Here is a 21,760-nt window from a genome sequence, read left to right on the forward strand (position 1 = left end):
TCAGCAAAATTAATTGCCTTGAAAACACGTATTGATCTGCTATTGGGCCTGTTGTTCTGTAGTTTCCTTTCTATTGCAACCCAGGGCCAAACCATTACCGGCGCCTGGAAAGGCAGGATCGGTTCAGCCCACACTGAATTAAAACTCATAAAAAAAGGCGATAGCCTGCTGGGCACTTCGTACTACTATACTTCCCGCAGCAATTACATTCGTTATGCAGTGAAAGGCTACTTCGATCCCAACAACAACAGCGTTGTTTGGTGGGACGATGCCGTGCTTGAAGACCGGCTCTCAGGTAATTTGTTTGGTGGGGGCGATAAAGGCGCTATGCTCTCTGTCGCTGATTTTAATTGTCCGGGAGAAATGACCATGCTCCTCGACGGTGCAAGCACTGAACGTGATAACAAGAACAAACCCAAAGGCACAGTAGCGTTGCAGAAAATAACCAATTCCGGTTTTCACGATGAATGGGACTTTGTAATTGAGAACTATATCTACGGCGCCAATGATCCGGAGATTATCGATAGCATCGCCCGTTTGCACCTGGCAAAGACTGAAGTGCCGGAAGAAAAAGAAATTACAGAAAGCACTTATCAAAGCTCTGCCGTTAAACCGGTGGAGAAAGAAAAGCCAGCTATTGTTGTTACGGCACCACCCATTGTAGAAAAGAAAACGCCAACGCCAGCTACTACTGCACAACAAAAATATACAAGCCGTGAAAAGAAACTGGCTACCGTTATTCCCATTACCGGTGATAGTATCGAACTACGTTTTTATGATAACGCGGTGGTGGATGGTGACTCCATTGCCGTTTTTCTCAACGATAAAATGCTGTTTGAGCACGTACGGTTAAACAACAAACCTTACTCAATGACTATTTCAGTGAATGACCTGGGTGAGGATAATGAAATGGTGATGGTGGCTGAGAACCTGGGTACCATTCCACCCAATACGTCCTTAATGGTAGCTATTGTGGATGGCAAACGATATGAAGCACGACTGGAAAGCACCGAGAACAGCAGTGCGTTGATCAGATTTATAAGACAGAAAAAGAAGGTGGGTCGGGAACGACCCACCTTAATATTTTAAACAACTACATTCACCATCTTGCCCTTCACATAAATGATCCTTTTGTGGGGCTTGCCTTCCAACCATTTTTGTACAACCTCATTACCCAATACAATCTTCTCCACATCTTCCTGTGTTGTATCGAGTGAGATAGTGAGGGTAGTGCGCAATTTTCCGTTTACTGAAATAGGATACTCTTTGCTGCTTTCTACCAGATAACTTTCATTCAGCGTTGGGAAGGCTGCATCCAGTATGCTGCTGTTATTGCCTAATGAACGCCATAATTCTTCACTCACATGCGGCGCATACGGCGTTAACAGGATCAACAATGATTCCAGGATCTCTTTTTTATTACACTTTAACTCTATCAATTCATTCACACACACCATGAAGGCACTGACTGCTGTATTGAAAGAGAAACGTTCGGTATCTTCTTCAATCTTCTTGATGGTCTTGTGTAATACTTTTAATTCGGCTGGCGTGGCTTTTTCTTCATTCCAAACCTTTCCTTTCACGTCGTCATAGAACAAACGCCACAGCTTTTTCAGGAAGCGGTGCGTTCCTTCAATGCCTTTTGTTTCCCAGGGTTTGCTTTGCTCAACAGGGCCCAGGAACATTTCATACATGCGGAAGGTATCGGCGCCATATTTATTCACCACATCATCGGGGTTCACCGTATTATAAAGGCGCTTACTCATTTTCTCCACCTCAGTTCCACAGATGTATTTTCCGTCTTCCAGGATGAACTCTGCCGTTTCATATTCTGCGCGCCACTTTTTAAACTGCTCCACATCAAGCTCTACACCATCCACCATGTTTACATCCACATGGATGGCATCTGTTTCATATTGGTCTTTCAACCCCAGTGATACGTATTTGTTGGTGCCATGAACCCGGTACACAAAACGGCTGCTGCCCTGGATCATCCCTTGATTCACGAGCTTTTTATAGGGTTCATCATGACTGATAAAACCTAAATCGAACAGGGCTTTCGTCCACATACGGCTGTACAATAAATGCCCTACGGCATGTTCGGTACCACCGATGTAGATATCTACCTGACCCCAGTAATCGCTGGTTTTGCGGCTGCAAAACTCAGTATCGTTGTGTGGGTCCATATAGCGCAGGAAATACCAGCTGCTGCCGGCATAACCGGGCATGGTGTTGGTTTCCAGTTCGCGTGATGTCCAGGCAGGAATATTGGCCAGCGGCCCCTCGCCTTCCGGACCAGGTTTATAACTTTCCACATGGGGTAATTCCAGTGGCAATTCATTTTCCGACATTGGGTAGGCAATGCCATGCTGCCATTTAATGGGGAATGGTTCGCCCCAGTACCGTTGACGGCTGAAGGCAGCATCACGCATTCTAAAGTTCACCTTGCGTACACCAATACGCATTTCTTCAATTTTTTGGATCACCACTTCCATGGCTTCCCGCATTACCATCCCATTCAGGAAATCTGAGTTTTCCAGTCTGGCATCCTTGGTAGCATTGGCTTCTTTGCCGTCGTAGGCACTGCCAATTATATTGGTAATGGGTATATTGAAATGGTTGGCAAACTTATGATCTCGTTCATCGCCACAAGGCACGGCCATGATAGCGCCGGTTCCATAACCAGCCAGTACATATTCACTGATCCAGATGGGGATCTGTGCACCGTTGAACGGGTTGATGGCATAGGCGCCGGTAAACACCCCGCTGATCTTTTTCTCGGCCATGCGCTCACGTTCGCTGCGGCTTTGTACATACTCAACATATTCCTCTACGGCCTGCTGCTGCTCGCTTGAAGTAATATCTTTTATCAGTGCGTGCTCGGGGGCTATCACCATAAAATCAACACCGAAAATTGTATCGGGGCGGGTGGTATACACAGTGAGTTTGTCGCTGTTACCACTGATATCGAAGGCAATCTCTGCACCATAGCTTTTACCGATCCAGTTGGTTTGCATTTCCTTCATCGATTCGCTGAATTCGATGCGATCGAGGCCTTCCAATAAACGATCGGCGTATTCAGTAATGCGCAGGTACCATTGCCGTAATTTTTTCTTTACTACCGGGTAGCCGCCCCTTTCGCTCACGCCATTCACTACTTCATCGTTGGCTAACACGGTACCTAATGCTTCGCACCAGTTCACTTCGCCATAACCGCAAAATGCCAGGCGGTATTCCATCAAAATATCCTGTTGTTCCCTTTCGGTAAAGCCTTTCCATTCGGCTGCGGTAAATACCCTTTTGCCGGTTTTGGCAATCACGAATTTATCGTGGGGAATTCCGTGCCCGGTATTGCCCTCTTTTTCAAAAGCTTTCACCAGGTTGGCGATTGGCTCGGCTTTTTTTGTTTGGCGGTTATAAAACCCGTTAAACAACTGCAGGAAGATCCATTGTGTCCATTTGTAGTATTTAGGATCGCTGGTACGGAACTCCCGGTCCCAGTCGAAACAAAAACCAATATTATCGAGCTGACGGCGAAATGTGTTGATATTCGTTTCGGTACTTATGGCCGGATGGATGCCATGGTCAATGGCATATTGCTCAGCCGGAAGACCAAACGCATCGTACCCCATCGGATGCAGTACGTTGAACCCTTTTAACCGTTTAAAACGGCTGTAAATATCACTGGCAATATAGCCCAGCGGATGGCCCACATGCAGCCCTACCCCACTGGGGTAAGGGAACATATCCAGTACATAAAACTTTGGTTTCGGGGAATCATTGCTCACTTTGTAGGCGCCTGACGCTTTCCATTGTGCCTGCCATTTTTTTTCAATATCCCTGAAGTTGTATTCCATATTAGTCAGTTAGTTCTTAGATTTAAGTGTTGATTTTTCCCTCGCCTTTTTGCCTTTCTCGTTGACAATCAAACGTTGAGGAAACGTTAAAAAGTCAGCCTGGCTTGAAATTTTTATATTATTTCAATCGTTAAGAAGGAGGTCAAAAATACGGATAATAACCGTTTTACCGGGATAAAACCGTTATTTTTGCCGCTCTTTTCAGGCATTATTATCCCTTCAAAAACAATTAATTCATGGCGCAATTCGGAAAAGCATCGGCCAAGCGTTCCAAACCATCTTACTCGATGGCCATTTTAGGGGTTACCATAGTTCTTTTTTTTGTAGGCGTTTTCGGGTGGCTGTTACTTAATGCCAGCCGCTATACCGAAGAGCTGAAAGAAGACATCAAACTGCAGGTGTACCTGCGCAGAAGCGCAACCCAGGCAGATGTGGATACCCTGATGCAATACATTAAATCGCGCCCCTACACCAACACCGTAGAATTCATTGATAAGGAAGCTGCCAAAAAGCAGTGGATGGCCAAAGGCGAAACCGACTTCCAGGAACTGCTGGATGAGAACCCACTGCCCGCCTCCATCGATTTCAACCTCAAAAGCATGTACGTTCAAAAGGATACCATCGCCGCCATTAAAACCGACCTGGAACAACGGCAGCTGGTGGTGGAAAGTGTAAAATATCCCGCTTTTGTGGTGGAAAAAATGGGGTCCTCAGTTCGCGTCGGACTGATCGTATTTGCCGCCCTGGCTGCCCTGTTCTGCATCCTGTCTATAGTACTTATTGATAATACCATCCGGCTGGCGATGTTCAGCAACCGCTTTTTGATAAAAACCATGCAAATGGTAGGCGCCACCCGGGGTTTCATAGCCCGGCCGCTGACTATGCGGGCTGTATTGAATGGCCTCATTGCCGCCCTGATAGCTATTTTCCTCATTTACGGGCTCATGATGTTATCGGAATATTTCCTGCCCTACCTGAGCGACCTGCGCGATAACGGCAAGGTAGTCATTCTGTTTGCCTTCCTGATCATACTGGGGATCAGCATTACCCTCTTCAGTACTTATCGCAGCGTGGTAAAATACCTGAAAATGAAACTCGACGAGCTCTATTAACATTGACAAATTCATTAGATTACCTATATTGCGCACCTAATAAATGGCCACAATGAAGGAAACAAAAAAACCATCAGCACCTGCCACCAGCCTGTTTACCAAAGAAAATTACACCTGGATGATCGCAGGTATTATCCTGGTAGCACTTGGCATTCTTTTAATGGCCGGCGGTAAAAGCGACGATCCCAACGTTTTTAAGGAGAATGAAGTGTACAGCTTCCGTCGTATCACCATCGCTCCCATTCTCATTTTACTGGGTTTGGGCGTTGAAGTGTATGCCATCTTTAAAAAGCCGAAGAACAGCTGACACGTTAATATGTTGATAAGCTAAGTTAACACTACGTTATAAGAGCGATGCCGTACAGGTATCGCTTCTTTTATTTATATCCTTGCTATTTTTTAAATAATTACCAGAAATGAGCACGTTACACGCCATTATCATCGCCATCATCGAAGGAATTACCGAATTCTTACCCATTTCATCAACCGGACACATGGCCATCGCATCGGCCATCATGGGCGATCATGGCCCCTTTGTAGAACTGTTTGAGATCGTCATTCAGTTTGGCGCCATCTTATCAGTGGTTGTTTTGTACTGGCGTAAATTCTTCGATTTCAAAAAGATCTCTTTCTATATAAAACTCATCATTGCTATTATACCGGCCCTCGTTTTTGGCGCCCTGTTTAAAAAGCATATCGACGCCATGCTGGAAAAACCCATGATCATTGCAGTGATCATGTTATTGGGTGGCTTTGTTTTGTTGTTTGTTGATAAATGGTTTCAAAAACCAACTATCGACAGGGAAGATAACATCACGGTTAAAAAAGGTTTTATCATTGGTTGTTACCAGGTATTGTCTATCCTGTTTCCCGGTTTAAGCAGAAGTGCCGCTACTATTATTGGTGGTATGCAGCAGAAGTTAAGCCGCCGCCTGGCCGCTGAATTCTCTTTCTTTCTCGCAGTGCCTACAATGCTGGCCGCAACAGTTTACAGCCTGTACAAGATGTATAAAGAACAACCCGAAGTACTCACCCATAGCGGCAACATGGGCACCCTGTTGTTAGGTTGCGTTATTGCCTTTATTGTTGCCATCCTGGCTATCAAATTCTTTATTACCTATTTGCAGAAACATGGCTTCCGCCTGTTTGGCTGGTACCGCATCATTGTTGGACTGGCTTTAATTATTCTGTTTTATACCGGCGTTATCGGAAAATAGTCCGGTCTCCGTTCCCCTATCCCTAAAAAACCAAAGCTAATTGTTATGCAAATAGCACCTAGAAAAGTGATCAATGCCTGGTGTATGTACGACTGGGCAAATTCTGCCTATAACCTTGTTATAACCTCTACCATTTTCCCGGCCTATTATGAGGCCATCACTAAGAACAGGTTACCCGATAATGAAGTGGAGTTCCTGGGCCGGAAATTTGTAAATACGGCTTTGTACAATTATGCATTGGGCGCGGCATTTATTGTTGTTGCCTTTATGTCGCCCATACTTACCTCCATATCTGATTACCGGGGTAATAAGCGGAACTTCATGCGCTTCTTTTGCACCATGGGTTCCATCTTTTGCTGCTTGTTGTATTTCTTTGCACCACAACCGCTGGCTGGCGGAGGAACTACGCTTTCGCAGCGCAGTTTGGATGTAGGAATCTTTTGTATGGTATTTGCGTGTATTGGTTTTTGGGCAAGTCTGGTATTTTACAACTCCTTTCTGCCCGATCTGGTACCGCACCGTTTGCGCGATCGCATCAGTGCCAGAGGGTATACCTGGGGTTATATTGGCAGCGTAATTCTGCAGGTTCTGTGTTTTATCATTGTATTCTTTCCCGACCTGTTTGGATTTCACTCAACTTATGCGAAAGACTTTATGCCACCCCGGGTTTCGTTTGTACTCGTAGGTTTGTGGTGGTTTGGTTTTGCACAGATCTCTTTCCGTTACCTGCCCATCAGCACCGTTAAAGAACGGCACGAACGCAAGAACGTATTCACCAATGGGTTCCTGGAATTAAAGAAAGTATGGAGCCAGCTCAAACATATGCCGGTGCTCAAACTGTTCCTGGTATCCTTTTTCTGGTACAGCGCCGGTATACAAACCGTATTCCTGGCAGCAACCCAGTTTGGCGCCAAGGAATTGCACCTGCCTACCGATAAGCTTATTATCACCATCATGATCATTCAACTGGTGGCCATTCCCGGCGCTATTATCATTTCCCGGGCATCTGAGCGGTTTGGCAATATTCAAACCCTGATGGCCTGTGTGCTGGTGTGGATCGGCGCCTGTATTGGCGCTTATTATACGTATACCGATATTCAATTTTATTTCCTGGGTGCCATTGTTGGACTGGTAATGGGTGGTATTCAATCGCTGAGCCGCTCTACCTATTCGAACCTGATGCCCGATACCAAAGACACGGCTTCGTTCTTCAGCTTTTATGATGTTACAGAAAAGATAGCATTGGTAATGGGTATGTTTACATTTGCTTATATTGAAGAACGGACTATCAGGTTTGGCGGCATGCGCAACTCTGTACTGGCCCTGATGGTATTTTTTATGCTGGGTTTTGTTTGGCTGGGACTCACCATGCGCAAGGCTAATCGTTTAACGCAGCAAGCATAAAAAGCGGAACACAAATTGTATTCAAACTCTGTAAATCAACATCATGAAACTTTATTCCATTAATACCGGATACTTTAGATTAGATGGCGGTGCCATGTTTGGCGTTGTTCCCAAATCGATCTGGAATAAACTGAACCCGGCCGATGACAATAACCTGTGCAACTGGGCCATGCGCAGCCTGTTGATACAGGAAGCAGACCGGCTGATATTAATTGATAACGGTATTGGTGATAAACAGGATGCCAAATTCATGAGCCATTATTATTTGAATGGCGATGACACCCTGAACAAGTCACTGAATAAATATGGTTTCACACCCGACGATATCACCGACGTATTTCTTACCCACCTGCATTTTGATCATTGTGGCGGCAGCATCATTCGTTCGGGCGATAAACTGCTTCCTGCTTTTAAGAACGCCAATTACTGGAGCAACTTACGGCATTGGGAAGCTGCCACCCTACCTAACGATCGCGAGAAAGCTTCTTTCTTAAAAGAAAATATTCTGCCTATACAGGAAAGCGGTCAATTAAAATTTATTGAACCAACGGATGGCATTGATTTTTCCGACACCATGAAAGTGCGGTTTGCCTATGGCCATACCGAGGCCATGATGTTGCCACAGATCAGTTATAAAGGACATACCGTTGTGTATGCAGCCGATCTGTTACCTGCAGTTGCGCACCTGCCCATTCCCTATGTAATGGCGTACGATATGTTTCCACTTACCACGCTGCTGGAAAAAAAGCAATTCCTTACCGAAGCCGTGGAGAACAATTACATTTTATTTTTTGAACACGACCCCGTAAATGAATGTTGTTCTTTACAACAAACAGAGAAAGGAGTACGTCACAAAGACCTGTTTAAATTGGAGGAGTTGTAGTTGAGGAGTTGACAAGTTAACAGGTTGATGGAGTTGATAAGGTTGATAGGATTAATAAAGCTATAAGCATCTATATAATTATTAAAAGGTCAGGGTATTCCTGGCCTTTTTTTTGTAACTTACATAATCTAACTTCCTCGCACAAATCACTCTTAATTATTAGGTTGTCCATCCTGGTTACCGTTACTTCAAATTGTTAAATTTCATTTAAATTGCATCTGTCGTAAATGTCGTTTTAGTCGCATTTGTCGTTTAGGTAAATATTTAGTTATCATGATGCATGAATTAGTTATTTTGTTAATACGACCAGTTATCAGCTATTTTCTCCAAAATCTCCTATTTTCTGCTTTTTACAGTTTTTGAGGTGGTTGAATATTCCAATCCTGCAAAATGAGCATTTTTAAATTTCTGCCTCCCCGTAGTTTTGAATGATTCGAAACTCCAAAATCCGATCGATTCGTTTTTCGTTGTACCCCGAAATGCAGGCGTCCAGTATTTTACTGTCAGCGTACTGGTATCTTAACTGTAAGATTATGGTAGTCTACTGGCCTGGGTATTGCATCCGGTAGGCCATACATTGCCTGGGCATTGCATGGACATTGCCTGGGAATCCCCATTGGCGCCAGGCAATGCTCAGGCCATTCCCAGGCAATTCGTAGGCAATACCTAGGCTATTTCACAGCACCTTCCCCGGTCAAATGGAGGCAATTCCATCATCTGACGGGCAGCAAATAATTATACATTATTGATTTACAAGCTAATCAATGAAGTTAACGGGTAGCGCAAATTGCGGTAGCTGATCATATCGATCTTTACGCTGCCAACCGAGATGGGGCTTTCTATACGTACCGGAATATGGTTTTTGTCGTCGCTTACCCAAACCGTCATTTTTTCGCCGCCTTCAAAGATGGTCCCTTTGATCAGGAGCGGTTTGAATTTGATAGCTTTGAACTTACCGTATTTGGTTTTTATGGTTTCCTTGCCGAGATACCGGATGTACATTTCATAGACCTCATTATCAAGGAACATGGAGAAGTTGATCTTATCGTTGACTTTCAGTTTATTAAAATCGATGTTGCGGGAATAATAGACAGCACTCAACACATCCTGTACGCATTCAGGCACTTTATAAACGCCTTTATTGGTTACGGCCGAGTTGGCAGCTTTATTGAAGGTTACATTCTCATACTTTTTGTATCCACCTTCATACACATTACGAATAAACCGGTAAGGCTGCAGGGTGGCCGTATCTATATACGTTTCATATTTATCGCGCACCTTGAAGAAATTATCATAAAAGCTGTAGCTTTTGCCATCGCCCACGATGTGGTAAACCGCTTTGCCATTCATATGTTCAACGGTGGTATTGAAATTGGCTTCACCAGCACCGAAATAGGCGCCTACTACTGTGTAAAACACCTTCAGGGTGATTTGCTCGCCGGCAGAAAAGGCAGAATTACGGATCTCGCAAAAGCCATCCCCGGCTCTCAGCGGAAAACTAACAATTATAAGCAGCAGGAATACGAGTGGTCGGTTTGCTTTCATGTAACGCTATTCAATTAAATCCAATTAATAAGGTTGACGTCCGGGCCGGTGTATTATTTTCTATTATTAAACACTTTCATGCTTAAAATTAGCAAACTCCCTATCAACGCCGGTACTACCAGGTTTATGATCCACACAGCCAGGGATGTTGCCAGAATTCCGGAAATATTACTATCAAAAAGTTGTACCACTTCAATGCCGACTTTCCATCGCACCCCCAAATCGGTAATAACAGCTATAGACGGTATAATTGAAAGAATCAGGAACATTACACTCACCCCACCTGCCACCTGTGCAGCAGTTATATGCACATCAAACACATTGAACAGCAGGTAATATTGTCCTAAAAAAACGCTGTACCTAAGTACAGATAAAGACAAAACCTGTATTAAAATAGTTGCGTTAAGACTTTGTAAAACCCTGACATAAACAACCGGCTTTTGTAACCAGCGGATCTTCTCCATCCATCTCACCAGACCTGCTAAACGAAAATAAAATAATGTTAAAACTATTGCAGCGCCAATGGTAAAACATAACACCATCTTCATCCAGGGCCCTGCAAACGTATGAAGCAATTCGGTATTGGCATAGGTCATCAAATATAAAATTCCGCCAATTCCTGCCAGCAAGGTAACCAGCAACTGGCTCATACTGCATACAATAGTAAGCGAAATCGCCTGTATTCGTTTGCCTTCACCCATATATAATATGCGACCCATGTATTCCCCTATACGGTTGGGTGTAAAAAATGCTAAAGTTGTTCCTGTAAACACAGCTTTGCACGCCTGTACAAACGATGCAGGTTGTACCTGTTTTACTACCAACTGCCATTTACACGCTTCCAACCCATAATTGGCGAAGATCAGTATTACCGTTAATACCAGCATCCATGCGTTGGGACCTGAAACTGCCTTCCAGGTTTGCTGTAATGATCCCTGCCAGTTTTGCTGTTTTACCAATTGCTGGTAAATTGACCAGCAAAGCACGCAAAACACCAGCGGCCCTACCACATAGTTGAGAAGAATTTTAATATTTTTGTTCAACGTCACCAAAATAAGTTCACAAAGTAATCCAATCCCAAGGCTCCTTGCAAACACCTTCTAAAATAATTCTTGGCATAGACCCCGGCACCTTGTTCATGGGTTACAGCCTTATTGTTATTTCCCAGCAAAAGATAAAATTGCTGGAGATGAGTACGTTGAAATTAAACGGCCGTAAAGACCATTATGAACGCCTGCAACTGATACATCAAAAAGTAAGTGAATTGATAATACAGTATAAGCCGGTAAGTTTTGCCATTGAGGCGCCGTTTTTTGGGAAGAACGTACAGAGTATGCTGAAGTTAGGCCGCGCACAGGGTGTTGCGATTGCCGCTGCCATGCATGCCGGTTTAGAAGTAGTTGAATATTCACCAAAAAAGATAAAACAATCCATTACCGGTAACGGTAATGCGGGAAAAGAACAGGTATGGCAAATGCTGCAGCGCATTTTAAACATTCAACATAATACCGATATCAAATACCTGGATGCGTCAGATGCCCTGGCCGTGGCAGTTTGCCATCACTTCCAGGATAATGCGCTGCTTAAAACAGCTGGAAAGAAATTGAAAGGATGGGAGGACTTTATTGCGAAAAATCCCGATAGGATCCAGTTGAAATAGTGAGTGGTGAGCCTTCTGCCTTCTCTACATATTAGCCAGTATCTTCTCCTGTGCCGCTTTCAACTGTTCAGACGTGAGCTTTAATTTCCCCCTGGTAAAATTGAGGTCATCAATTCCATTAATAGGCACCAGGTGCAAATGGGCATGTGGCACTTCAAGGCCCACTACTGCCAGTCCGACCCGGTTACAGGGAAATGCCTTCTCGATAGCTTTCGCTATGGGTTTGGCAAATACCAGCATAGAGCTCAGGTAAACATCCGGCACGTCAAAAAATTTATCTATTTCCAGTTTGGGCACAATCAGAACATGCCCTTCTACCAATGGAAAGATATCGAGGAATGCAAAAAACTGATCATTTTCTGCAATCTTATAAGCCGGAATGTCACCGGCAATGATCTTTGAAAAAATAGTCATAGCCCGGTTGGATTACTTAAACGGTAATATCTTCAATCTGGAATTTGAGTACGCCGGCGGGCACGGTTACTTCGGCCACATCGCCAACAACTTTGCCAAGGAGGCCCTGGCCAATGGGGGAGGTAACGGAGATCTTTCCTTGTTTCAGGTCAGCTTCTTTTTCAGAAACTATGGTATAGGTGATCTTCTTCTTGGTAGCAAGATTGAGGATGGTCACTTTGGTAAGAATAGATACTTTGCTGGTATCTACGTTCTCGGTATCAAGTATACGCACACTGGCAATGTCACTTTCCAGCTTTTTTATTTTGGCTTCCAGTATACCCTGGGCTTCTTTTGCAGCATCATACTCAGCATTTTCTTTCAAATCCCCTTTCTCACGTGCTTCAGCAATAGCCCTGGCAGCAGCCGGACGATCAACTGTACGCATGCGCACTAACTCATCTTTCATTTGCTCGAGCGTTTCCTTTGTTATGTATAAAACACTACTCATAATAACCTCCTAATTTTAAACCATCTAAATGGTGCTTTACTACTATAAACAGAAAAAAAGAACAACGCCTCAGGGCTGAAGCGTTGCACTACTGTATAAAACAAAAATAAACTTTTTTTCAGAATGATTAAGGCACCTGGTTCTATTTTTTAACTAAATCCCCAATTTCTCAACTACTACGGTTGCCATTTTAAGAAAGGCTTCATGACTATACCCCGCAGTGTGGGGTGTAATCAACACATTAGGCTGCTGCAACAACCAGTCCAGCTCGCTTTTTTGGGCAGCTGAATAAGTCTCCAGCTTTTCATTTTCCAGCACATCGAGACCGGCCCCGGCAATTTTGCCATTTTGAAGCGCCCTGATTATAGCGCCTGTGTCCTGAACCTTACCGCGTGACGCATTCAAAAAAAACGGCTTGCGTTCCAGGGCATTGAAAAATGCATCATTGGCATAATGAAAGGTTTCATCTGTCAGTGGCAGGTGCATGCTTACCACATCGGCATAACGGGCAATCTGCTCCGGGTTGGCTTCCCGTACAAAAGTTTTAGCAAAATCGAACTTGTATTTATCGCAGGCCAGTACGGTAACGTCGAAGGAAGAAAGCAATTTGGCAAAAGCGCCGCCGGTATTTCCAAACCCTATAATACCAACTGTTTTACCCGTAAGTTCTATACCCCGGTTGGCATCGCGGATCCACTTGCCTTCCCTGATCTCCTGCATGCTGCTGTTCATCTTGTTCATGAGACCCAGCAACATTCCCAACACATGTTCTGCAACGGCATTGCGGTTACCTTCGGGACTGCTTACACATTTTATACCCTTGCTTTCTGCATAGGTTACATCAATCAATTCCATACCACTTCCCAGGCGGCCGATCCATTTTAATTTGCCGGCCCGGTCAATCATGGGTTTATCGATCTTCAGGCGGGTAGTAACAATTAAACCTTCTGCTTCATGAACAGTATCCAACAGCTCTTCATAGGTAACTGCGGGAACAAACTGAACGGTATATCCTTTTTTCTCTAACTGCTCAATAAGCCAGTTGTGCACTTTGGCAGTGATTATTACATGCTTCATTCTTATCCTCGTTGTTGGGTCTTATTTCATGGTAAAAGTAAGCCGCGCAAAATCATTTACAGTTAATTGTTCGGCCCTTTTATCGAATATGGGATCTTGTAATGCTTCGGGTGTATATAGGCTTTTAACGGCATTACGTAACATTTTACGCCGCTGGTTAAAAGCGGTTTTCACCAATACAAAAAATGATCTTTCACTTTTCATGTCAGGAATTGTTTGCCGGGGCGTTAACCTGATCACCGCGCTCTTTACTTTGGGCGGCGGGTTGAACGCATTTTCACTCACTTCAAACAAATACTCCACATCAAAAAAAGCCTGTACCAGCACACTTAGTATGCCATATACTTTACTGCCTTCGCCGGCAACCACCCGTTGGGCCACTTCTTTCTGGAACATGCCCACTACTACCTGCACACTTGCTTTCCAATCCAGCACCTTGAATAAGATCTGGGAGGAAATATTGTAGGGGAAATTACCAACCACCGTAAAAGGTTCGCTATAGGGTTGGTCAACGGTGAGAAAATCCTGGTGAATGATCTTTGATTGCAGTGCCGGGTATGTCTTTAATAACCAGGTCACTTTTTCTTCGTCCAGCTCAACACATTTAAATTCTATATCCGGCAGCTGCAACAGGTATTTGGTCAGGGCACCTCCACCTGGTCCTACCTCCAACAGTCGTTGAAATGGATGCTCCTGCAGCGCCTGCACTATTTTATGACAAATATTTTCATCTTTCAGAAAATGCTGTCCCAGCGATTTTTTTAGTGTATACACGGAGCGAAGGTAAGAAGAGTTGACGGGTTCACAAGTTAACAAGTTGATGGGGTGAGTAGTGAGTAGTGAGTGGTGAGTGGTGAGTGGTGAGTGGGCTCGCGACATTTGGGATTGCTTTGCTATCTAACATCTCCCCAATTTTTCTGCCTCCTGCCTTTTATTTCTGCCTTCTGCCCTCTGCCTTCTGCCAAAATATAAAAGAGGTAGGGTTCTATCATTCAAGAATGAATGTAACCGTACCTCTTTCGATCCGCATGAAACTAAAACCTTAGTCAACTTATAATAACCATCCTGATTTTTTTGTGGTAAGGGGTCTGGGTTTTGATAACTCCTGTTTCCTTGTTATTTCCTGCCGCATAAACCCTGCATACGTATACAGCCCAACAGGCACTACACGAAACGCCGGCTTATCGGTTTTACCTACGCTATCAAAAATTTCCAGTGAATTCAATAGTATATCGGCCAGTTTATCAGAACTGGCAGTGCCATCAGCCATTTTATTCAAGGCTGCGATATCTTTAGTGAGTTTGTCTGTACTAGCAACACCATCCCTAAAAGGATTGACCTTCTTAGCTCCTTTACCAATAGATCGATTGGAAATTGCTTCCTGGTATTTTACATACCTGGGTGAATGTGGGGCAACGTTCTGTGCCGGGCTATCATAATAACACAATGAGATAACCAACACAGCCAATAGGGTGTTTTTCATAAATACGGATTGCTAGGGCAAACTATAAACGAGCCTTTCAAACATTTATTGGTACGGTCAATCTAAATTAAACACTTACCAATAACAGATAGTCAGGCTATTTTGAATAATTCTAATACCATCCGCTGAACGATCATACCTACACGAACAATGTACCTTCCACACAAATCCTTCAGCAGCGCACCCAAGTTATAAAACATTCTATAACAATAAAATAGGATAAATACTTCGCACAATTTCGCCCTAATTGTTTTCCCACCCCTTTGGCCTACGGAAAAGCCCTTATTTCAACACCCAAAACCGGGGTCCAGCCTAAAAAATACCCTTTTACCTTAAAACTTTCACCTTGAACATTATATCGTAAATTAGCCGCTTCAATAGTAAACTCACAATGAACGCACAACAACAAAAACCTATAATAGGCATTTCGATCGGCGATTTGAACGGTATTGGGGCAGAACTGGTTATAAAAACCCTCAACGATCATCGCCTGCTCGAACTTTGCACCCCCGTAATTTTCGCCTCCAATAAAGTGATCAACTTTTATCGCAAATCAGTACCCGACATCAATTTCAGCTATCAAAGCATTAAGGAACTGAACCGCGTTAATTTTAAACAGATCAACATTTTCAACTGCTGGGAAGAAGAAGTAGGCATTACCCCCGGACAATTAAGCGACATAGGCGGCAAATACGCCATTAAATCACTGACCCAGGCTGCACAGGCCCTGAAAGAAGGCAAGATCCATGGACTGGTTACCGCCCCCATTCATAAAAAGAACACCCACAGCAACGAATTCAATTATACCGGCCATACTCCTTATTTGAAACATATTTTCGGAGTAAATGATGTGGTCATGCTGATGGTAGCCGGTAATTTCAGAGTAGGGTTGTTAAGTGAGCACGTACCTGTAAGTGAAGCCGCCAAACATGTAACACGCGAAAACATTCTGTCTAAACTCAGCATCATCAATAACTCGCTGATAAAAGATTTCGGGATCGATAAACCTAAAGTAGCGGTACTGGGCCTTAATCCCCATGCCGGCGACGAAGGACTGATTGGCCGGGAAGAAGAAGAAATTATAAAACCTGCCATTAAAGATGCCCGTCATTTTATGCTGGCTATGGGCCCTTACAGCGCTGATGCATTCTTTGCCCGCCGCCAGTATGAAAAGTTCGATGCGGTGCTGGCCATGTACCACGATCAGGGTTTGATCCCCTTTAAATCGCTGGCTATTGGCGAAGGCGTGAATTATACAGCAGGACTGCCTGCAGTTCGTACTTCACCCGACCACGGCACTGCTTTTGATATTGCCGGTAAGAACAAGGCCGATCATACTTCTTTCCTCACAGCTATTTTCGAATGTATCGATATCATCGAACGCCGAAACAGTTATGTTGAAAACCATCGTAACCCCGTGAAGAAAGTAACACCGGCGATACTGGCCAACGTAGAGGACGAAAAGATTGAAGAAGATCCCAACAACGAATAATCAACGGTATTGTATAAAAGCAAAATCCTCCCGGCAGCCGGGAGGATTTTTTATTTTGATAGGACAAGTAGGCTAAGGTCTATGAAATAAGATGCCAGTCATTGCAGCTATTTCATTCAAAAAAATATAGGCTAAGGTTTAAGAAGGGGTATGCCCGCTAAGGGCAACCACTTCATGCAAAAGCACAAGCTAAGGTTTACAAAAAAAGGTTACACATCAGAGCAACCGACATAAGTTAAGGTTCAAGGAAAATTTTACATACAGCGATATATATCGGCTATATCATGCCAAATACAGGATATCCCCACGTTGCCGTGAGCAGTAAAAGAAAGGCTTATTAAATTATATATTTTGAAGTGCTACCTGGTATCCGTTGTCTTTAACCACCACCAGGTCCTGGCCCTTATCAAACGAGCATTCGTTCTCTACAGATAAAATGGTGCGGTAAGTAAAACGTAATTTGAAGAAACACAGGAATAAAGACAACATGTTTTCAGTTTTCAGATGTACTATCAACAATTATAATACACCTTTATAACGCATCTACTGATTAAATTATTTCTCCTGCTTTTAATAAAGAATTATACTTATTCATCAACTGACTGATTATCATCAAACTGAACTTTAACAAATAAAAACTATTTGATATAGATCAATGCGCCTGTAAGTTATCCATGTTGCTGCGTTATTTGAAGAGGTCGTTTGCTAAACCTTTATTGATCGTATAGCTGGTATATGAGATCTGAATTTTACCTTTTTGATTACTGGTTGCCGTAGTGGTTTTCGGTTGTTGGCCACCTGCATCGTAATCGAAGGCAAGGCCTTTGGGTAGTTTATAATCTTTGGTAGCAAATAAAAAAGAGATGGTATCGGGCAAACCACGGCTGGCATATTTGCCATATTGCATTTCCATTTCATAGGTACCGTTTTCACGGGTAGTAATAATGGCCTTCTTAACCAGGGCTTCCTTTTCATCGATGTACAGCGTTGACACCACTACATCGCTTTTTTCATCAAGAGGCAATAGCTTTACAATAGTAACCGGTTCGTTATTCACCGTACCTTTCCCTGCTGGTACTGCAGTATAATTATTTCCTTCAAACAAAGCTGCCAGGTTTATATTGCCGCCACCCTTGGGTACAATAGAAATACCATCCTGTTTTTTGATCTTGAATTTATCGGGCTTCTTATAGAAGATGGTCACTTTCGATTCGGGCACTTTCATAAATGCCACATCGGTTTTCATTATTCCTTCCGCCTCGTAATCATTTACAAGCGCCAGTTTATCTTTCACCTTTTTTATGAATTCAGTGGCATCCTGCGCCCGGCTTGTAAAACCAGGCAATAAGAACAACAGCAATAAAGCGGGAACCGATAATTTCATACCCAAAGTATTCATACTGCAAATTTAACACTCACCCATTTGCCGGGTACATGCTAACACACATTTAACGAAGCCTTACAGAAAGCTGTCAGCATCGCGGTATGCTTTTATAAGCGCTACTTCCCCCTCCTGCCCTTTTTGGGCATTTCCATGTTCCATACCCAGTATTCCTTTATACCCTTTTTCATGGAGGTGTTTGAAAATATTCCTGTAATTCATTTCGCCGGTACCGGGTTCCTTTCTTCCCGGGTTATCGCCTATTTGCAGATAACCGATCTCTTCCCACGACTTATCGATATTGTTTATAATATCGCCTTCGTTGCGTTGCATGTGGTACATATCGAACAACATTTTGCAGGCCGGGCTGTTTACCGCTTTACAGATCATATAGGCCTGATCGGAATGACGCAGGAACAGGTCGGGATTGTCGCTCAGCATTTCCAGCACCATCACCAGGCCATGCGGTTCCAGTATGGCGCTTGCTTTGCGCAGGGCCGCAATTACATTGGCCGTTTGATATTCAAACGACAAGGACCTTTCATAATTACCCGGTACTACCGTCATCCATTTGGCGCCGCAGCGTTTGGCCACTTCCACGGCAATTTTGCAATCATTCATCATTTTATCTATCCATTCCTGCTTACCGGTAGTAAGCGAGGTTTTCCAATGCCAGTTGTCTGAAGTAACTACAAACACACCCATGTTCATGCCCAGCTTTTGCAGGGTATCGCCAATTTTCTTTTGTAGTTCGGGAGTGCGGGCCATCATACCATTGTCTTCAATGGAACGAAAACCATGGTCATACGCAAATTTTATCTGGTCAATAAAATCGGCGCCAGCACTGTTTTTGAACATCCCGTCATGCGTGGCATAATTTAAATTGAATGGTTTATCTGCAGCGGGCATGGGTTGCTGAAAGGAAGCGGTAGCAGCAGCACCGGCAGCAGAAGCTGTTAGTATAGAAGCGCCGGTAAGTGACAGCTGTTGCAGAAAGTTTCGTCTTTTCATATAGAGCCGTTTAGTATTTAAATTTATGGATAATAACATTTAGCTCCCTACCATTTCATAGAGAAAAACAAAAAATAAACAGCTACTAACGGTTTAGGGGTCCCTCATCGTTGTACGACTTATTGAAAAGGCAGTAGGCAGTAGGCAATGGGCAATGGGAAAAGCATGTATTTGCATGATGCTTGTGGTTTATAGTTTACAGCTGTATTCCCTGCAAACGTTTACATTGCTTAATCCGGGTTATTGGTACAGATGGAATGCTTTAATTTCTTAATTTCCATTTCCTTCATCAAAAGCGCGCCTGTGAAATCAATACAAATTGTAATATCAGTATTATTTGCGAGTGCTAATGCAATAGCACAACTCAGTCCTCCAACCGAATTTGTACCCTATGAACAAAATATACCTGGTAGTACCGTCTCGTTCAATATGGTGCCTGTTCCCGCCGGCAATTTCAATATGGGTAGTCCGGGTTCGGAAACAGGTCACAAAGCCACTGAGGGCCCGGTGAAAAAAGTACAGCTCGATGCTTTTTGGATGGGTGCCAGAGAAGTGACCTACGATGAGTTTTTATTGTTCTTCAACGATGAAAACACGCCGCGAGAATCGGAGGTAGATGCAGTTACCCGGCCCACCCCACAATACATTGACCTGAGCTGGGGTATGGGCAAACAGGGCGGCTTTCCGGTAAACAGCATGTCGCAATACACGGCTATGATGTATTGCCGCTGGCTGTATAATAAAACCGGCGTTTTTTACCGGCTGCCTACCGAAGCTGAATGGGAATATGCCTGCCGCGCAGGCAGCACCGGCACTTACTTTTTTGGCGACGATGCCAAACAGCTGAAAGAGTATGCCTGGTTCGCCGATAACAGCAATAAGAAGTACCAGAAAACCGGACTGAAAAAACCAAACGCCTGGGGATTGTATGATATGCTGGGCAATGTTAGTGAATGGACGCTCGACCAATACCAGGATGATTATTTCACCGTCATTGGCGAAACCCCCAACAATCCCATGATAGCGCCAACGGAAACCTACCCACGCGCAGTACGTGGCGGCGGCTATCTTGATAAATCCGATGCCCTGCGTTGCGCCAGCCGTCAGCCATCCGATGCGGCCTGGAACAGACGTGATCCGCAAATGCCAAAAAGCAAATGGTGGCTCACCGATGCCATGGCCGTTGGGTTCAGGATCGTTCGGCCTGCTAAACCACCTACTGCTGAAGAAGCAGCCGCTTTTTATAAAAAATATTGCCACGAGTAATGCGCTGCATTACCAGGCATGCTGAAACAGGGATCCCGATTTTGTACAACTAAAACTGATGCCAATGAGCACTGAACAATCTAACAACCTTGCCACCTCACGCCGCCGGTTTGTAAAACAATCTACCTGGCTGGCCGGCGGATTACTTGCTGCCCCATTCCTTTCCAAAGCCAACTATTTTTCCGGCGCAGCTGACACGATAAAAGTAGCGCTCATCGGTTGCGGAGGCCGGGGAACCGGCGCTGCCCAACAGGCGTTATTGAGCAAGCAAAACGTGAAGCTGGTTGCCATGGCCGATGCTTTTCGTGACAATTTAGAGAGAAGCTATAAACGCTTAACAGCCCCCGAAAACACCAAAAACAACGGCGGCGTAAATATAGCCGAACGGATAGATGTGCCCGAAGAAAGAAAATTCCATGGGTTCGATGCTTATCAGAAAGCCATTGCGCTGGCTGATGTGGTAATACTGGCAACACCGCCCGGTTTTCGCCCCATCCATTTCGAAGAAGCCATCAAACAAGGTAAACACGTGTTTATGGAAAAACCGGTAGCTACTGACCCTGCTGGTATTAAACGCGTACTGGATGCTGCCGAAATAGCCAAACAAAAGAAATTAAACGTAGTGGTAGGCCTGCAACGCCATTACCAATACTCCTACCGCGAGTTATTCAAACGCAAAAACCTGATTGGTGATATTACCTCGGCACAGGCCTGGTGGAACAACGACGGGGTTTGGGTACGTAAACGCCAGTACGGACAAACAGAAATGGAATACCAGATGCGCAACTGGTATTACTTTGTATGGTTATGCGGCGACCATATTTGTGAACAGCACATTCATAACCTCGATGTAATAAACTGGTTCAAGGAAGGCCATCCCGTAAAAGCCCAGGGCATGGGTGGCCGCCAGGTTCGTAAAGGAAAAGACCATGGTGAAATATTCGATCATCACTTTGTTGAATTCACTTATGCAGACGGATCTGTACTGAACAGCCAGTGCCGTCACATTCCCGGTACCATGAGCAAGGTTGATGAACTGCTGATAGGCACCAAAGGAAAGATCCAGTGCGGCGAAGCCAACATCGTTGACTACAAAGGCAAGGTTCTGTTCCAGTTTGATAAAAATTCAGAGAACGATCCTTACCAAACCGAGCACGATGAGTTATTTGCGGCTATTGCCAGAGGTGAATACAAATTTGCCGATGCCGAAAATGGCGCCCACAGCTCCATGACTTCCATTCTTGGCCGCATGGCCACTTATACCGGACAAGTAGTGGAATGGGACAAAGCATTGAACTCCGGTTTAGACCTGCATCCCAAAACGTACGACTTCAATGCCATGCCGCCGGTATTACCCAATGATGATGGATACTATCCCGTTCCCATACCAGGTGTAACCAAGTATGGTTTTTAAAATATAGCTGTAAAGCAGGTAGGCCCTGGAGAACACCTTCGTTCCTTCAGGGCT

General features: G+C 44.2%; 21 protein-coding genes. 10 read left to right on the forward strand and 11 right to left on the reverse strand.

Annotated elements, in window-relative coordinates; genetic code table 11:
- Nucleotides 1–18: 18 nt before the first annotated feature.
- Nucleotides 19–1,089: a hypothetical protein gene (locus BMX95_RS00725; protein ID WP_081199571.1), complete on the forward strand. Its 1,071-nt coding sequence runs from the start codon at nt 19–21 to the stop codon at nt 1,087–1,089.
- Here the strand turns inward: BMX95_RS00725 and leuS are convergent.
- Complete coding sequence (gene leuS, locus BMX95_RS00730) at nt 1,086–3,857, reverse strand: leucine--tRNA ligase (protein WP_081199569.1); 2,772 nt, start codon at nt 3,855–3,857, stop codon at nt 1,086–1,088. The two genes, BMX95_RS00725 and leuS, sit on opposite strands and share 4 nt — an antisense overlap.
- A gap of 236 nt (nt 3,858–4,093) precedes the next feature.
- Here leuS and BMX95_RS00735 point away from each other — a divergent pair, with 236 nt between their 5' ends.
- The 5 genes from BMX95_RS00735 (at nt 4,094) to BMX95_RS00755 (ending at nt 8,473) form a co-directional block, all read left to right on the forward strand.
- Entirely contained in the window at nt 4,094–4,969 is an 876-nt protein-coding gene (locus tag BMX95_RS00735) for a cell division protein FtsX (protein ID WP_081199567.1), read from the forward strand.
- A gap of 52 nt (nt 4,970–5,021) precedes the next feature.
- On the forward strand, nt 5,022–5,276 hold the full coding sequence (locus tag BMX95_RS00740) for a DUF3098 domain-containing protein (RefSeq protein WP_081199915.1): 255 nt from the start codon (nt 5,022–5,024) through the stop codon (nt 5,274–5,276).
- Nucleotides 5,277–5,385: 109 nt separating this feature from the next.
- Entirely contained in the window at nt 5,386–6,186 is an 801-nt protein-coding gene (locus BMX95_RS00745) for an undecaprenyl-diphosphate phosphatase (protein ID WP_081199565.1), read from the forward strand.
- Between the two features lie 45 nt (nt 6,187–6,231).
- Nucleotides 6,232–7,590 carry an MFS transporter gene (locus BMX95_RS00750; RefSeq protein ID WP_081199563.1) on the forward strand — a complete coding sequence of 453 codons (1,359 nt, stop codon included), beginning with the start codon at nt 6,232–6,234 and terminating at the stop codon, nt 7,588–7,590.
- Between the two features lie 43 nt (nt 7,591–7,633).
- Nucleotides 7,634–8,473 carry an MBL fold metallo-hydrolase gene (locus BMX95_RS00755; RefSeq protein ID WP_081199561.1) on the forward strand — a complete coding sequence of 280 codons (840 nt, stop codon included), beginning with the start codon at nt 7,634–7,636 and terminating at the stop codon, nt 8,471–8,473.
- Nucleotides 8,474–9,223: 750 nt separating this feature from the next.
- Here the strand turns inward: BMX95_RS00755 and BMX95_RS00760 are convergent.
- Together BMX95_RS00760 and BMX95_RS00765 are read right to left on the reverse strand one after the other, a co-directional pair.
- The gene (locus BMX95_RS00760) at nt 9,224–10,018 is read right to left on the reverse strand and encodes a DUF3108 domain-containing protein (protein ID WP_081199559.1); all 795 of its coding nucleotides are present in this window, start codon (nt 10,016–10,018) and stop codon (nt 9,224–9,226) included.
- Nucleotides 10,019–10,071: 53 nt separating this feature from the next.
- Nucleotides 10,072–11,061, reverse strand: coding sequence for a lysylphosphatidylglycerol synthase transmembrane domain-containing protein (locus BMX95_RS00765; protein ID WP_165758888.1), 990 nt, complete (start codon nt 11,059–11,061; stop codon nt 10,072–10,074).
- Nucleotides 11,062–11,105: 44 nt separating this feature from the next.
- On the opposite strand from BMX95_RS00765, the gene ruvC reads away from it, so the two are divergent.
- On the forward strand, nt 11,106–11,678 hold the full coding sequence (gene ruvC, locus BMX95_RS00770; protein ID WP_081199556.1) for a crossover junction endodeoxyribonuclease RuvC: 573 nt from the start codon (nt 11,106–11,108) through the stop codon (nt 11,676–11,678).
- A gap of 24 nt (nt 11,679–11,702) precedes the next feature.
- Here the strand turns inward: ruvC and BMX95_RS00775 are convergent, their stop codons facing one another.
- The 5 genes from BMX95_RS00775 to BMX95_RS00795 all read right to left on the reverse strand — a co-directional run bounded on the left by BMX95_RS00775 (nt 11,703) and on the right by BMX95_RS00795 (nt 15,142).
- Complete coding sequence (locus tag BMX95_RS00775) at nt 11,703–12,092, reverse strand: HIT family protein (RefSeq protein WP_081199554.1); 390 nt, start codon at nt 12,090–12,092, stop codon at nt 11,703–11,705.
- Nucleotides 12,093–12,108: 16 nt separating this feature from the next.
- Nucleotides 12,109–12,582: a transcription elongation factor GreA gene (gene greA, locus BMX95_RS00780; protein WP_081199552.1), complete on the reverse strand. Its 474-nt coding sequence runs from the start codon at nt 12,580–12,582 to the stop codon at nt 12,109–12,111.
- Between the two features lie 153 nt (nt 12,583–12,735).
- Nucleotides 12,736–13,659, reverse strand: a complete 924-nt coding sequence (locus BMX95_RS00785) for an NAD(P)-dependent oxidoreductase (RefSeq protein WP_081199550.1) — start codon at nt 13,657–13,659, stop codon at nt 12,736–12,738.
- 21 nt (nt 13,660–13,680) lie between these two features.
- Nucleotides 13,681–14,538 carry a 16S rRNA (adenine(1518)-N(6)/adenine(1519)-N(6))-dimethyltransferase RsmA gene (rsmA, locus tag BMX95_RS00790; protein ID WP_242673100.1) on the reverse strand — a complete coding sequence of 286 codons (858 nt, stop codon included), beginning with the start codon at nt 14,536–14,538 and terminating at the stop codon, nt 13,681–13,683.
- A 172-nt stretch (nt 14,539–14,710) separates the two neighbouring features.
- Nucleotides 14,711–15,142, reverse strand: a complete 432-nt coding sequence (locus BMX95_RS00795) for a hypothetical protein (RefSeq protein WP_081199546.1) — start codon at nt 15,140–15,142, stop codon at nt 14,711–14,713.
- Nucleotides 15,143–15,533: 391 nt separating this feature from the next.
- Between BMX95_RS00795 and pdxA the strand changes: the two genes are divergently transcribed.
- Nucleotides 15,534–16,634 (forward strand): 4-hydroxythreonine-4-phosphate dehydrogenase PdxA, encoded by a 1,101-nt coding sequence (gene pdxA, locus BMX95_RS00800; RefSeq protein ID WP_081199544.1) that lies wholly within the window; start codon nt 15,534–15,536, stop codon nt 16,632–16,634.
- 342 nt (nt 16,635–16,976) lie between these two features.
- Here the strand turns inward: pdxA and BMX95_RS34790 are convergent, their stop codons facing one another.
- The 3 genes from BMX95_RS34790 to BMX95_RS00810 all read right to left on the reverse strand — a co-directional run bounded on the left by BMX95_RS34790 (nt 16,977) and on the right by BMX95_RS00810 (nt 19,026).
- A complete protein-coding gene (locus BMX95_RS34790) occupies nt 16,977–17,123 on the reverse strand; it encodes a hypothetical protein (RefSeq protein ID WP_165758887.1) in 147 nt (48 codons plus the stop codon).
- Between the two features lie 196 nt (nt 17,124–17,319).
- Nucleotides 17,320–18,033: a hypothetical protein gene (locus BMX95_RS00805; RefSeq protein ID WP_081199542.1), complete on the reverse strand. Its 714-nt coding sequence runs from the start codon at nt 18,031–18,033 to the stop codon at nt 17,320–17,322.
- Nucleotides 18,034–18,093: 60 nt separating this feature from the next.
- Nucleotides 18,094–19,026 carry a hydroxypyruvate isomerase family protein gene (locus BMX95_RS00810; protein ID WP_081199540.1) on the reverse strand — a complete coding sequence of 311 codons (933 nt, stop codon included), beginning with the start codon at nt 19,024–19,026 and terminating at the stop codon, nt 18,094–18,096.
- A gap of 303 nt (nt 19,027–19,329) precedes the next feature.
- Between BMX95_RS00810 and BMX95_RS00815 the strand changes: the two genes are divergently transcribed.
- A complete protein-coding gene (locus BMX95_RS00815; protein ID WP_081199913.1) occupies nt 19,330–20,292 on the forward strand; it encodes a formylglycine-generating enzyme family protein in 963 nt (320 codons plus the stop codon).
- A 64-nt stretch (nt 20,293–20,356) separates the two neighbouring features.
- The gene (locus BMX95_RS00820) at nt 20,357–21,706 is read left to right on the forward strand and encodes a Gfo/Idh/MocA family protein (protein WP_081199538.1); all 1,350 of its coding nucleotides are present in this window, start codon (nt 20,357–20,359) and stop codon (nt 21,704–21,706) included.
- Nucleotides 21,707–21,760 lie beyond the last annotated feature (54 nt).

The sequence above is a fragment of the Niastella yeongjuensis genome (assembly GCF_900110245.1).
GTDB lineage: Bacteria > Bacteroidota > Bacteroidia > Chitinophagales > Chitinophagaceae > Niastella > Niastella yeongjuensis.

Coding starts and splice junctions, on each gene's coding strand:
- leuS (WP_081199569.1), bottom strand. CDS start 3,857: ATGGAATACAACTTCAGGGATATTGAAAAAAAATGGCAGGCACAATGG.
- BMX95_RS00735 (WP_081199567.1), top strand. CDS start 4,094: ATGGCGCAATTCGGAAAAGCATCGGCCAAGCGTTCCAAACCATCTTAC.
- BMX95_RS00740 (WP_081199915.1), top strand. CDS start 5,022: ATGAAGGAAACAAAAAAACCATCAGCACCTGCCACCAGCCTGTTTACC.
- BMX95_RS00745 (WP_081199565.1), top strand. CDS start 5,386: ATGAGCACGTTACACGCCATTATCATCGCCATCATCGAAGGAATTACC.
- BMX95_RS00750 (WP_081199563.1), top strand. CDS start 6,232: ATGCAAATAGCACCTAGAAAAGTGATCAATGCCTGGTGTATGTACGAC.
- BMX95_RS00755 (WP_081199561.1), top strand. CDS start 7,634: ATGAAACTTTATTCCATTAATACCGGATACTTTAGATTAGATGGCGGT.
- BMX95_RS00760 (WP_081199559.1), bottom strand. CDS start 10,018: ATGAAAGCAAACCGACCACTCGTATTCCTGCTGCTTATAATTGTTAGT.
- BMX95_RS00775 (WP_081199554.1), bottom strand. CDS start 12,092: ATGACTATTTTTTCAAAGATCATTGCCGGTGACATTCCGGCTTATAAG.
- greA (WP_081199552.1), bottom strand. CDS start 12,582: ATGAGTAGTGTTTTATACATAACAAAGGAAACGCTCGAGCAAATGAAA.
- BMX95_RS00785 (WP_081199550.1), bottom strand. CDS start 13,659: ATGAAGCATGTAATAATCACTGCCAAAGTGCACAACTGGCTTATTGAG.
- rsmA (WP_242673100.1), bottom strand. CDS start 14,538: ATGTCGCGAGCCCACTCACCACTCACCACTCACCACTCACTACTCACT.
- BMX95_RS00795 (WP_081199546.1), bottom strand. CDS start 15,142: ATGAAAAACACCCTATTGGCTGTGTTGGTTATCTCATTGTGTTATTAT.
- pdxA (WP_081199544.1), top strand. CDS start 15,534: ATGAACGCACAACAACAAAAACCTATAATAGGCATTTCGATCGGCGAT.
- BMX95_RS34790 (WP_165758887.1), bottom strand. CDS start 17,123: ATGTTGTCTTTATTCCTGTGTTTCTTCAAATTACGTTTTACTTACCGC.
- BMX95_RS00805 (WP_081199542.1), bottom strand. CDS start 18,033: ATGAATACTTTGGGTATGAAATTATCGGTTCCCGCTTTATTGCTGTTG.
- BMX95_RS00810 (WP_081199540.1), bottom strand. CDS start 19,026: ATGAAAAGACGAAACTTTCTGCAACAGCTGTCACTTACCGGCGCTTCT.
- BMX95_RS00820 (WP_081199538.1), top strand. CDS start 20,357: ATGAGCACTGAACAATCTAACAACCTTGCCACCTCACGCCGCCGGTTT.